Annotated in this window: 13 protein-coding genes and 1 pseudogene; 8 read left to right on the forward strand and 6 right to left on the reverse strand. The window is 38.1% G+C overall.

Going from position 1 to position 12,402, the window contains the following annotated elements:
• Positions 1-102 precede the first annotated feature (102 nt).
• Together map and H6G44_RS06015 are read right to left on the reverse strand one after the other, a co-directional pair.
• Entirely contained in the window at positions 103-870 is a 768-nt protein-coding gene (gene map, locus H6G44_RS06010) for a type I methionyl aminopeptidase (RefSeq protein ID WP_190386422.1), read from the reverse strand.
• A gap of 11 nt (positions 871-881) precedes the next feature.
• Positions 882-1,880 (reverse strand): Gfo/Idh/MocA family protein, encoded by a 999-nt coding sequence (locus H6G44_RS06015; protein ID WP_190386423.1) that lies wholly within the window; start codon positions 1,878-1,880, stop codon positions 882-884.
• A gap of 431 nt (positions 1,881-2,311) precedes the next feature.
• On the opposite strand from H6G44_RS06015, the gene surE reads away from it, so the two are divergent.
• On the forward strand, positions 2,312-2,992 hold the full coding sequence (surE, locus tag H6G44_RS06020; RefSeq protein WP_190386424.1) for a 5'/3'-nucleotidase SurE: 681 nt from the start codon (positions 2,312-2,314) through the stop codon (positions 2,990-2,992).
• A 10-nt stretch (positions 2,993-3,002) separates the two neighbouring features.
• Here surE and H6G44_RS06025 read toward each other — a convergent pair whose 3' ends face one another.
• The 4 genes from H6G44_RS06025 to H6G44_RS06040 all read right to left on the reverse strand — a co-directional run bounded on the left by H6G44_RS06025 (position 3,003) and on the right by H6G44_RS06040 (position 6,747).
• A complete protein-coding gene (locus tag H6G44_RS06025; protein WP_190386425.1) occupies positions 3,003-3,296 on the reverse strand; it encodes a hypothetical protein in 294 nt (97 codons plus the stop codon).
• A gap of 176 nt (positions 3,297-3,472) precedes the next feature.
• Positions 3,473-4,144, reverse strand: coding sequence for a HupE/UreJ family protein (locus tag H6G44_RS06030; protein ID WP_190386426.1), 672 nt, complete (start codon positions 4,142-4,144; stop codon positions 3,473-3,475).
• A 66-nt stretch (positions 4,145-4,210) separates the two neighbouring features.
• Entirely contained in the window at positions 4,211-5,962 is a 1,752-nt protein-coding gene (locus H6G44_RS06035; protein WP_190386427.1) for an ABC transporter ATP-binding protein, read from the reverse strand.
• 98 nt (positions 5,963-6,060) lie between these two features.
• Complete coding sequence (locus H6G44_RS06040) at positions 6,061-6,747, reverse strand: hypothetical protein (protein WP_190386428.1); 687 nt, start codon at positions 6,745-6,747, stop codon at positions 6,061-6,063.
• Between the two features lie 558 nt (positions 6,748-7,305).
• Between H6G44_RS06040 and H6G44_RS06045 the strand changes: the two genes are divergently transcribed.
• The 7 genes and pseudogenes from H6G44_RS06045 (at position 7,306) to galE (ending at position 12,284) form a co-directional block, all read left to right on the forward strand.
• Positions 7,306-8,202 carry a DUF2382 domain-containing protein gene (locus tag H6G44_RS06045; RefSeq protein ID WP_190386429.1) on the forward strand — a complete coding sequence of 299 codons (897 nt, stop codon included), beginning with the start codon at positions 7,306-7,308 and terminating at the stop codon, positions 8,200-8,202.
• 43 nt (positions 8,203-8,245) lie between these two features.
• Positions 8,246-8,437: a CsbD family protein gene (locus tag H6G44_RS06050; RefSeq protein ID WP_190386430.1), complete on the forward strand. Its 192-nt coding sequence runs from the start codon at positions 8,246-8,248 to the stop codon at positions 8,435-8,437.
• Between the two features lie 199 nt (positions 8,438-8,636).
• Complete coding sequence (locus H6G44_RS06055; RefSeq protein ID WP_190386431.1) at positions 8,637-9,266, forward strand: signal transduction histidine kinase (STHK), LytS; 630 nt, start codon at positions 8,637-8,639, stop codon at positions 9,264-9,266.
• A gap of 150 nt (positions 9,267-9,416) precedes the next feature.
• On the forward strand, positions 9,417-9,887 hold the full coding sequence (locus tag H6G44_RS06060) for a BON domain-containing protein (protein WP_190386432.1): 471 nt from the start codon (positions 9,417-9,419) through the stop codon (positions 9,885-9,887).
• Positions 9,888-9,935: 48 nt separating this feature from the next.
• Positions 9,936-10,385, forward strand: a complete 450-nt coding sequence (locus H6G44_RS20715) for a CsbD family protein (protein ID WP_375379353.1) — start codon at positions 9,936-9,938, stop codon at positions 10,383-10,385.
• 80 nt (positions 10,386-10,465) lie between these two features.
• Positions 10,466-11,026 (forward strand): annotated as a pseudogene (locus H6G44_RS06070) (transposase); the annotation flags it as partial.
• A 259-nt stretch (positions 11,027-11,285) separates the two neighbouring features.
• Entirely contained in the window at positions 11,286-12,284 is a 999-nt protein-coding gene (gene galE / locus H6G44_RS06075) for a UDP-glucose 4-epimerase GalE (protein ID WP_190386433.1), read from the forward strand.
• Positions 12,285-12,402 lie beyond the last annotated feature (118 nt).

Below are 12,402 nucleotides of genomic sequence, written 5' to 3' on the forward strand. Positions count from 1 at the left end.
TATTATGGCGGTGTGTATTATCTTAACAGCTAGTTGGGGGCAACGGAAGCCCCCAGGAGCATGAGCTAGTCCTGATTTTGCAGGGGATAAAGACAGAAAATATTAATTCTGGGGTAGGGTGAGAATTTCTACACCATCTTCTGTCACTGCTATGGTATGCTCAAATTGAGCGGAGAGTAAGCGATCGCCAGTTACCGCAGTCCAACCATCACTAAGCATTTCTGCTTGATGAGTTCCTTGATTAATCATCGGTTCAATGGTAAATACCATACCGGCTCTGAGTTTCTTGCCTCTGCCCCTAATGCCATAATGAGGAATATCTGGTGCGGTATGGAAAATATTACTAATTCCATGTCCCACAAAATCCCGCACGACAGAAAAGCCGAAAGATTCTGCATATTCTTGAATAGCTGCACCAATATCGCCAATTTTTGCCCCTGGTTTGACCTCTGCAATTCCCAATCGTAGACACTCTTCTGTTACTTCTACTAGTTTTTGGGCTTGAGGAGCAGGATTGCCAACTAGAAATGTTTTTGATGTATCACCATGATAACCTTCGAGAATTGGTGTAACATCTATGTTAATGATATCTCCATCTTTGAGAATTTGTTTAGAATTGGGAATACCGTGACAAATCACCTCATTCACGCTGGTACAAATAGATTTAGGATAACCTTTATAACCTAAAGGGGCGCTTTTTGCTCCGTGCTGTAGAGTCCATCTTTCTGCTTCATCATTTAATTGTAGGGTACTGACTCCTGGTTGAACCAAAGGTTCTAAATATTGTAACAATTCAGCGGCCAAACGTCCAGCACGGCGCATTTTTTCGATTTCTCGCTGGGATAAAATAACTATGGTTTGGGTTTTCATCAATTTTGTATCTAATCTTTTAAAAATACAGTTAATCCTGTTGTTGCTGAACTATATGCAGCCTCTGCTACTTTTAAGCTATATAAGCTTTGTTCTGGGGTAGTATATAAGGGACTGCCGTTAAATAGATGGTCTAATACAATAGTTGTATCTTTGGTAAATAAACCCCGACGCGTACCTACTTCGATTAATTTTGTTTCTTCGCCTAAGATTAACATACCTGTATCACCATTGAGAATAATCTCTCCTTTTTCACCTTGAACTTCTAATTTACGTTCTGATTGCCATAAGGTTTCACCTTTGCCATAAATTACCTGGGCTAATAATCCATTGTCAAAGCACAACTGGGCTGAACATAAACAAGTTTGGTAATAATCTGGTTCGGTTTGCCAATATCGTTGATGACAGTTGACGGTAAAAACCTTACCAAACAAATCAATTAGACGATGTAAGCGAGATAAAGCTCCCATGAGAGGAAAACCAAACATCTGATGATTGTAAGTCCATTTGCGGGGGGCTGGATGTTGGGGATTCATGGTGCTATAGCGAACATAAAACAAATCACCTATTTGGTCTAAGTGTTGTTTTAAAGTTTGATGCCAACCACCTAAAAGTTCAATGTGTTCGACGTGAAGTAGCTTGTTGACTGTTTTAGCTAAAGTAATTAGTTCTTCGGCTTCTTTTACGTCTATAGATAGAGGATATTCAACGATGACGTGTTTGCCACTAGATAGGGCAGCATGAGCAATTTTACCATGATCTTGATTAATAGTGCAGATGATCACCAGATCTAAATCCTCTCGTGCTACTAACTCTTGCCAAGAATTGATAGCTTCAATGGTATATTCTTGGGCTAGAATCGCTGTTCTTTCGGGATTACCAGTTATTGCTATTAAATCAGTTCGGGGATCTTGTTGCAATGCTTCGGATCTGAGTTTAGCTGCATAGCCTGTTCCTACTAAACCCACTCTGAGACTGTTTACGGATAAAGGTAGTTCGTTGTTGTTCATGAGTTTGTTGATTACCAGTTTTTAGACTGTTTGGGTTTAATGCCATGAGTATCGTATCAATAAGTTGACATGAGGAAAACGCAATTTGAATGGCTCTACCGGAGTTAGTATGCTAAATTGGGGGGAACTCTTAACTTCTCGGTTTAGCATAACAAGTACCGAAAAACCAAAATTTTTATATTTTTGACTCTAACTTCTTCTATTTTTGGTTCAAAAACAGTGGTAATTTTGGAGAAATTACCATTATAAATTGATTTTGTATGATAACCATTTATACACTAAGCCACTCAACCACTTTGATCCTATCACACTTAGAAATAAAAAATATATGAAAATTACTGAAATTAGGTTACAGTTATTTAACAGTATGGTAGAATTGACCGCAGAAACACGCTGACGGATAGTTGCAAAATCAAATATGAGTTATATCTATGACCATAATTATCACTAATGACGACGGTATTGATGCACCAGGGATTGCAGCTTTATTCAAAGCCGTAAATAGTAAGTCAGTAATTATTGCTGCACCCCAATCTCATCAATCAGGTTGTGGACATCAAGTTACTACCCATCAACCAATTCATCTACAACGTCGTTCTGATTTTGAATATGCTGTTGGTGGCACTCCCGCTGATTGTATTCGAGTGGCCTTATCACATATTGTCCAAGATATCAAGTATGTAATTTCAGGTATTAATGCTGGTGGAAACTTGGGCGTGGATGCGTATATTTCCGGAACTGTCGCGGCTGTTAGAGAAGCAGCAATCCACGGGATTCCAGGAATTGCTGTTTCTCAGTATCGTCAACGTAACCGTGATTATGATTGGGATGCGGCTGTTAGATGGACATCTGTATTATTAAAGGATTTAATGAAACTTCCCCTCGAACCTGGATGTTTTTGGAATGTCAATTTACCGCACCTATTACCGCAACAATCAGATCCAAAAGTAGTATTTTGTCAACCTTGTACCAAACCTTTACCTGTTAATTATCGAATAGAAGGTGATGATTTTTACTACATAGGAGAATATGCTAAACGAGAACGAACTCCTGATAGTGATGTTGATATATGTTTTTCTGGACAAATTGCTGTGACAAAGCTAAGAGTATAAATTTTGTCAATTACTCATTTTGTAACAAAGATACAAGCCCATCTAGGGTTTGTGATAATTGGATAATTTGTTCCATAGAATCTTTTTGAGACTCAGCCAAGCTTTGAACCGCATCACATAAAGCAAAAATCTGATATCCTTGCTGCTGTACTTGTTTACCTTGAGCTTCTACTTGTAAACTCAGGACATCTATCCGTTGAGCTAAACGTTCAATTGTCTCAGTCGTCGAGAGTACAGCGTCCCCAATCTGTTCAACAATAGACTCTAAGCGACTGATTTTTGTTTCTATTCCAGTTGCAATCATTTCTGGCCTGCTCCAATCTTGAGAGAAAATCATCACAGTGATATTCCTAAATATTCATCCCATAGTTTCATAATCAGCACTGTTAATCAATAAATAACTTAATTTTTAATCATTTTACTGTTGACTTTTTGATTCATCATTATGTTACTCCCAACACCTATTCCCCAACCCCTAAGTTAAATTATTGAGTAGCTCAAAAATACGATACCAATTGCACAGAATACTAAACCAACAAAGCGGATGATTTTAGGTAAAATTTGGTTAATTTCATTCATGCCGAAAATTACGCCTATTTTTCTGGCACTCATAACAATTACTGTTTGACTAAAAGCAACACTAATTACAAAAGTAATTGCAGTGGGTATTGCTGCACCAATAATAGATGTAGCATCGGAGTAACCTTGAAACATACCAAAAATGACACTTAAAATGGCTATTGCTAACCAATGAATAGGAATGAGTGTAACCAACATTATACCTAAAACAATAGTAGCAGTAGCAATGACTATTGATGGTGCGGGCAACATGACTGGAGACAAGTTAATTAGTTGTCCACAGACAGCAGCAAGGACAAAGGTAATATTTAACCAATTACCACGGGCAAATCTAGCGGATAATAAACCTAATGCGACAATTCCTGTAAAACGGTCTAAACTAATAACTGGATCTGCTATACCCCAAATAAACCCTTCCCAGATAGTGGAAACATTGTGTTCAATTGGTGATCCACCTGCTGAAGTCAGTAAAGTAATCACAACTAAAATACTCATCGCTCCCAAAAGATCTTGCTGTTTAGAGGGGAGGGAATTAACGGACTTGTTAACTGCTAACCGTGAATTTTTAAACATCTTGAGATTATGCTCATCGGTGATTAATATTACTATTAATTATTACAAAAAATAATCCATTTTGTTTTAATGTAATAGTTCTTCTACTTGATGCTGATTCCACAAAGTTTTGTAAAGTCCAGGCTGTTCTAATAGTTCTAAGTGATTACCAATTTGCACAATTTTCCCGTGATCCATTACCAAAATTCGGTCGGATATGGCAGCAGCGGTAAGTTGATGGGTAATAAAAATTACAGTTTTTTTCTTTGCCCCTGTAGAAAGATTAGCGAGGATTTGTGTAGCTGTTTGATTATCTACACTGGAAAGGGTATCATCTAACAGTAAAATGGGGGCATCAATTAACATAGCTCTAGCTAAAGCTGTCCGTTGTCGCTGGCCACCAGAAAGGGTAATTCCCCGCTCACCGACGAGAGTTTCATATTTTTGGGGAAAATTCTGAATTTCTGCGTCAATTTGCGCCATTTTTGCGGCATAAATTATATCTGCTTCTGCGGTAATCGGATCACTGTAACGGATATTATTTTTGACTGTGGTACTGAATAAAAAGCTATCTTGGGGGACGTAAGCGATCGCTCTCCGTAAATCACTCACGGCTATTTTAGTAATATCGAAGCCATCTAAAAACAACTGTCCTGGTTGAATATCCAGTAATCTGGGTATAGAATTAGCTAGGGTTGATTTTCCTGAACCAATTGGACCGACAATGGCTACCATTTCCCCAGGGGCAATAGTAAAATTAAGATGTTCTAAAACTGGGGTATTTACACCGGAGTAACTGTAACTAAAGTTTACTGCTGTTAGTTCCCCTTTCAGTTTGTTTACCTCCAGATGGATAGCATCTGGTGCGTCTTGAATTTTGGGAGTCACACTGAGAATAGTTTCTAAACGGTCAATACTCACTTCACCTCGTTGATAAGCAGTGATAGTAAATCCTAACAAGGCTGTAGGAAAAACTAACCGTTCTACATAAATTAGCAAGGCCAGAAAATCCCCAATTGCTAGGGAACCAGAGGATATTCTGACTGTACCTAACCAAATAATGATTAAAGAACTGAGGCTTGCTAACCCACCAATCAGGGGGAAGAGGATATTACGAGTTTTAGCTAATTTGAGGTTAGCGGTTAATAGCTGTTCATTTTTCTGATTAAAGGCTTGACGCTCATTGTCTTCTTGGGCGTAGATTTTAATCAGCGCCATACCGCTAACATCTTCTCGTACTAGTTCGCTGATTTCTGAAAGTTGCTCTTGGACAGCGGATTGTTCGTTACGCAAGCGATCGCTAAACAAATGCACCATGAGGAACATAAATGGGTAAACTGCTAATGATGCCAATGTCAGTTCCACATTTAGAGACAACATCACTGGTAATGTAAGAATATAGGCAAATATAGTATTTGCCAAACTCAAAACAGCAAAACCTAACAGCCGTCTAATATTATCTACATCATTGGTAGCGCGACTAATTAAATCCCCTGGAGTATTAACCGTAAAATAGGCAGGTTCTAATTGCAGTAGATGTTGAAAAATCCGCTGTTTTAGGTCAAATTCTACCTGTCTTCCCACACCAAATATCCAAATCCGAGAAGCCATACGCATCATCCACATAGCTGAACTAAGCAGAGTGATGATAATTACATAATGAATGACTTGATTAAAACCAAAACTCTGGGAAAGATTATCTACGCTGGAGCGAATTAACAAAGGAATATAGACACCCAAGCCATTGACAATAAATAAGGCAATAATGCCTAATATAGTTTCTCGCCAATGGGGGCGCAAATAATCGGCGATTTTAGCAAGTCTGTGAAATTTTGCCATGCCAACAATTATGTAACTTTTAGTTCAGGATAAAGGAGTCAGGAGCAAGAGGAAAGAAGGAAATTTAAAAATACTCACCAGTAACTAACAACCAATGATTACACGCGCCCACGGAGAAAAACATAAATCTGGTTAAGATAACTTTCCCATACTTGGGTAATTAGTTGCAGCGTTTCCGCATTAGGAACAAAGTCTTCTACCCGTAGCCCTCTGGTCCTGATTTCTTGAGGTCCCTGTAGTAGATAGGAAGGGATATTCATATTTAGACTATTAAAAGCTAAGGTTGGAGAATTTATCTCTATCGGATGCGGGATGATGTTCTGCTGAATATCTGAGATTGTGGAGTTAGGATTTGCTGGACTCAAGGCTACTAGGGTAGACAAGGGGGCTGCTTGACTGATGGTGACACCCTCAATTGTCGCAATTGGTGATCTAACTAGGAAGTAGGCGATAGCGGGTGTACTGGATAGGAGTAAAACCGCCAGTGCCCATCCTAACAAGAACCCTCCGGGTTTCTCTATACCACCTGCTTTGATTTTCTGAGCAGCCAGGAACAACATTAAAACCGATGCTCCTAAAGGCTTGAGCGGAAAGGATATAAATCGCCACAGGGAAGCAATGGCTGGTTCACCGGGGTTGAGAAATGCTAAAGCTAAAACAGCGATTACCAAACCTGAAATAAATTTACCGACAAAATTTACTGATGGGTAAAATCTTCGGAACAAGGAGTAGGCTACGACACCAATTAGGAGCCATAGTAAAACCCGGCTTAACAACTGAAACATAAATTAACTCTCTAATTTTTTAGCACAGTAAGCCTGGACGCAACTGGAGGTCGATTAATTTTATCGTCAAGGTGACTTAAAATATCTCATACCTGACACCCAAAGATTACTATCGTAGTGATTTTAGTGCAATTTTTTGGCACTTAGTGTATTATTCGGGATTTTTCCCAGGAGTATTTTTTAGTTATTCATGTATAAACAAATTTATATTCCTTTAATACTGTCTCGTCAACAATCAGTACGGACATAGCTCCCTGACTTCTAGAAGGGTGATTGGAAATGTTGTATTTATTTTTACGCATTTACTTGATTAAAAATCTCTGTCTATTGGTGTACAAGCATAATCAACCCTTTGATGGACGGTTTTAACCATAAAAATATCTAATGTATACATATTAGAACAAGAACATTAAAAAATAATAACTCAATTTTACCAGGTTCTAATGTTGAAAATAATCTATCGACAGTTGATGGGGTCAACTGGTGATAAGGCTGAGACGGGAAGAAATTTGTCGACCTGTTACCTACCAGACTGTAAAAAATGGAGATGGAAGTAGTATGTCTCTTTTAAAAATCAAAGAATTTGATCCAAACTATCGTGAAAGTTTTGCAGGTAAAGATATCAAAGGTATGGGTGTCTATGCAAGCGTAGATGAGAAGATTGGTACAGTTAGCGATATTTTAGTAGATGATCAAGGGCATTTTCGGTATTTTGTTGTTGATTTAGGCTTATGGATTTTTGGTAAAAAGGTTTTGTTGCCGGTTGGTCGTTCGCGGATTGATAATACCTTAGAACGGGTTTATACCGTGGGAATGACCAAACAACAAGCAGAGAATTTACCTGAGTTTAGCGAACACAAGGAAATTGATTACAACTATGAAGAGCAGGTAAGGGGGGTATATCGTTCAGAAGCATTTTTAGAAGGTCCTGCTCCTGTGGGTATGCTTGGTTCTGGAACTGCTGGAGCTACAATGGTAGCGCCGATAGCGCCGCCGATAAAGTCTGGTAATGGCAATGGTTATGACTATAAACAAGAACCTGCTCTATACGGGCTCAATGATCAAGATCATCAAACCTTCAAACTATATCAAGAACGATTAATTGCTAACAAAATTCGCGCTAAAACAGGAGAGGTCATTGTTGGGAAGCATACAGAAACAGAGAAGGCACGGGTTTCTGTTCCCATAGACAAAGAACGCATTGTGATTGAACGGGTAACTCCTACAGGAGCAGGGGAGTCTGTAACTTTGGGTGCGGATAGTTTTGGTGCTAGTGAAGTGACTCATATAGATATCTACGAGGAAACTGCTGACATTCATAAAGAAGCTTTCTTACGTGAAGAGGTTAGAGTTAATAAAGTTGTAGATCATGAAACGATTGAAGCAGAAGAAACTCTGCGTCGGGAAGAATTGGACATTAATACCCAAGAACGTCCAAATGTGGAAAGAAAATAAAACCGATATTTCGCAGTAGTAAATTTTTCATTAGGAGCAGATTATGAGTGCAAAAAATAGAGTTAAGGCAACCGCCAAAAATATTGAAGGTAAGGTTCAAGAAACTATGGGTGATTTAACTGGAGATACAAAAAATCAGGTAGAAGGCAGGGAAAAACAAGCAGAGGCTAAAATCCGTCATGCTGTTGAGGATGTGAAAGATCAAGTTAAGGAAGTTAAGGAAGTAATGGAATAGATTAAACTGGCAGGTGGAAGGGTAAATTAGGACTTTATGATCTTCCTTATTAATTCATAATTACCTGTTGTCACCTGCCACCCAATTTTGGATTTTAAATTCTTGATTTAAGCCTTTACTACCTATAAGTAAACAGAAATTGAGTTAATCTAAAATCTAAAATCTGAAATGTAAAATAAAATCCCTAGAGGGTAGAAAAATGATCTTAATTAATAATAAACGAGCCGTAGGAGTGTTTTCCAATCACCAAGAGGTAGAGAATGCTCTAAATCAACTTCGAGATTATGGATTTGATATGAATCAGGTATCTGTGATTGCTAAACATGATGAAGACTTAAATCAGCGATACCGAATTGGTCAGACAAAAGTGGAAGAACCGATAGAAGCCCATGAAATCAGCCAGGAAGTCAAGCATGAACCCACTCGTACTGAGGATGGGGCAAAAACTGGAATTGAGGCGGGCGTGGCGGTTGGCGGGCTAACAGGGCTACTAATTGGGTTAGGGACTCTAGCAATTCCGGGGATTGGTCCGATTATGTTGGCCGGGGCGGCTGCTACGGCGATCGCTACAACTCTTGTCGGTGGGGCGATTGGGGCTGCGGTTGGGGGTTTAATTGGCACGTTAGTAGGTTTAGGAATTCCCGAACATCGGGCCCGAGTTTATCACGATTGTGTGGTTGATGGGGATTATTTAGTAATTGTAGATGGAACAGAGTCGGAAATTACGAGGGCGGAAACAATTTTTAAGCAGGGAGGAATCCGTGAATGGGAAGTTTATGAAAGCCCAATTGTAACTCGTCATACTGATTCTGTTGTTTCTCGTGTATAAATATATATTCAGATTGAGTATGTTACACTTTTTGCGGGTAAGATACCAGGAGAGTTTTATCATTAATATCTGCAATTTATCATACCGGAAACTGGTGTAAATTAGGTTATGAATTAGACCCTACAAGGTCTATTTTTGAGGAGTTGAACTATGAAAAAAATTACGCTTTTGTTCTTGAGCAGCATTTTACTTTTGGGAATGGTTGCTTGTGGCAATAATGCTAAAACTAGCAGCAGCGCGCCGGATTCTACAGAGAAAGTCGGGGATGTTCCCACGGATCAAACAATTCTAGCTAACAAAAAGGATGCCACTAGCCAAATCCGCAGAGATCAACTTAATGCAGATATTCGTGCTCGTGAACAACGTAATAATATCACTGGAGGAGACACCAATCGCGCTAGTAGTGATTTAGCTAGTGAAGTTCGCTCTAAATTGGAGGCTAATATTCCCTCTAGTCAATTAACAGTGACTGCTAAAGATGGGGCAATTATAGTTTCTGGAACTGTACAAACCCAAGAACAACTGAATAAAATTAATTCTCTTACCAAGGAAATTAAGGGTGTTAAGAGTGTTCAGGTTTTGGTCAAGATTGCCACTGCTACATCAAGTCCTAAACAATAAATATTGGCTTTATAAATTAATTATTCATCTATAAAGGAGCAAAATCTAATGATTTTATTTCAACAGATTCGCAAGTTTTTTATGATCATGAGTTTAGTTTTTTTAATGGGAACTTTTACGGCTTTTACTGCGGAAAATTGTTTAGCTGAAACTCAAATCGCTAGTATGAATCGAGTCGACGCAACAAATAAGAATATTGAAGGTAAAGTTCAAGAAGCTGTGGGTAATGTGACAGGAAATAAAAAAGATCAATTCATGGGTAAAGCCAAGCAAGCTGAAAGCAAGATTCGCAATGCAGTTGAAGACATAAAAGATGCGAGTTTGAAACAAAAATCAAAAGCAGTAATAAAAAAGATGGAAATTAAAACTGAAAAAGCTATAGATAATAGTATTGTCAACCCTAATTATCTACCTCGTGGCAAAACTAATGATATAAAAAGCGAATCTCGTAACCCAGCAAATAAAATGAAAGAGGAGCTTCGTAATACTTTTAATTAGTTCTTAATTAAGATATGTAGGTTGGGTTGACGTAAGAAAACCCAACACTTTTAAGTAGTCATTAATTAAGATATGTAGGTTGGGTTAGGGAAATAATTTATGGTAAAAAAAGAGCAATAACTTACTGGGTAATCACTACTGATCCAGAAAAAATGCCTGAGAATTCTACATCCTTTGTTATGACAAATCTTCAAGGAAAGCTAAAAAAAACTTTAGGTGACCTCTATGAATTAAGAACTTATGTAGAATATGGTTTTCGCCAGTGCAAACAGGAACTAGGGTGGACAAATTATCGGTTGACTAATTTCAAGGATATTGAGAGGTGGTGGGAAATTATTTTTTGTGTTTACACAATGATTAGTTTAAATTCTCCAGCTTTGTTATCCTTAAATCAATCTGGTCAAACTGAACCAAATGTAGAACAAAGTAATTATGTTGATTTTTCTAAAAATCAACAATGGAATCATGAAAGTGGATGGAAGAATGCTCTCAATAATCTCCGCTTAATTGTCCAACCACTCTTACTATTTTGGTTAATTTATCTATGGCTCTATATTTTTCCCAATTCCGATTTATTGATTGGATTCAATCATCTCATTAGCGCGATGAATGGATTTAAACCCTTTTATTCTTCTGGATAATTTAGTTCAGTTACTACTTGCTTAATTCGGAGAGTGACAGAAGAGGGGTATATTGTAGATCACCTTCAGCTATTGGTTGACTCTTTCGGGTATTCCATAGGAGTAATAGGGATGTATTCTACGGATACTGTCATAGTTATTCCCTCAAATCAATTTTGTTTAAACTTAATATAAACTATATAATTATCCGTTGACTATTTTCTATAATCATTAGACTTACACTAAATCAGTTTAACAAAATAACCATCAAGGAGAAACTATGTCAGCGGAAAGACCTAGTATTTTGGTAACAGGAGGAGCAGGATATATTGGCTCTCATACAGTTTTAGCACTCAAGCAAGCCGGTTATGATGTCGTCATACTTGATAATTTGGTCTATGGACATCGGGATTTAGTAGAACAGGTTTTACAAGTAGAATTGATAGTAGGAGATACAAGCGATCGCACTTTACTAGATAATCTTTTTCAGAGTCGCAATTTTGCCGCAGTGATGCACTTTTCCGCCTATGCTTATGTAGGTGAATCTGTCACTGATCCAGCTAAATATTACCGTAATAATGTTTTAGGGACATTAACATTATTAGAATCAATGTTAGCAGCTTCTATTCATAAATTTGTCTTTTCTTCCACCTGTGCTACCTATGGTGTACCGAATTTTATTCCGATTACAGAAGATCATCCCCAAAATCCCATTAATCCCTATGGTGCAACTAAATTAATGGTAGAAAGGATATTAACTGATTTTGATGTAGCATACAATTTTAAATCAGTACGTTTCCGTTACTTTAATGCTGCTGGCGCTAACCCCCAAGGATTATTAGGAGAAGATCATCATCCCGAAACCCATTTAATCCCTTTAATATTACAAACAGCATTAGGTCAACGGGAAGCTATTAGTATTTTTGGGACTGATTATCCCACTCCTGATGGTACTTGTATCCGCGATTATATTCATGTTAATGATTTAGCTGATGCCCATATTTTGGGACTAGAATATTTATTAAATGGTGGTGAAAGCGAGGTTTTTAACTTAGGAAATGGTAACGGGTTTTCAGTCAGAGAAGTAATTGCAGCGGCAGAAGATGTCACAGGTATGTTAATATCAGTTAAGGAATGCGATCGCCGTCCTGGAGATCCTCCAGCCTTAATTGGTACAAGCGAAAAAGCCCGGCAAATCTTGAATTGGCAACCCCAATATCCAGGTATTAAAGATATCGTCTCTCACGCTTGGCAATGGCATCAACAAAGGCATAAATAAAAGCCTTAGAAGATGTTTTAAAAGTTTATGGCGATTAGAAACTGCTACCACACAAACAAAGTCCACGCTTTTGAACCCATGAAGGTGTGTTTCGTCTGTGTAGCCGCGACTTCTAGTC

Origin of the sequence: Aphanizomenon flos-aquae FACHB-1287 (assembly GCF_014698755.1) — a bacterium.
Taxonomy (GTDB): Bacteria; Cyanobacteriota; Cyanobacteriia; order Cyanobacteriales; family Nostocaceae; genus Dolichospermum; species Dolichospermum flosaquae.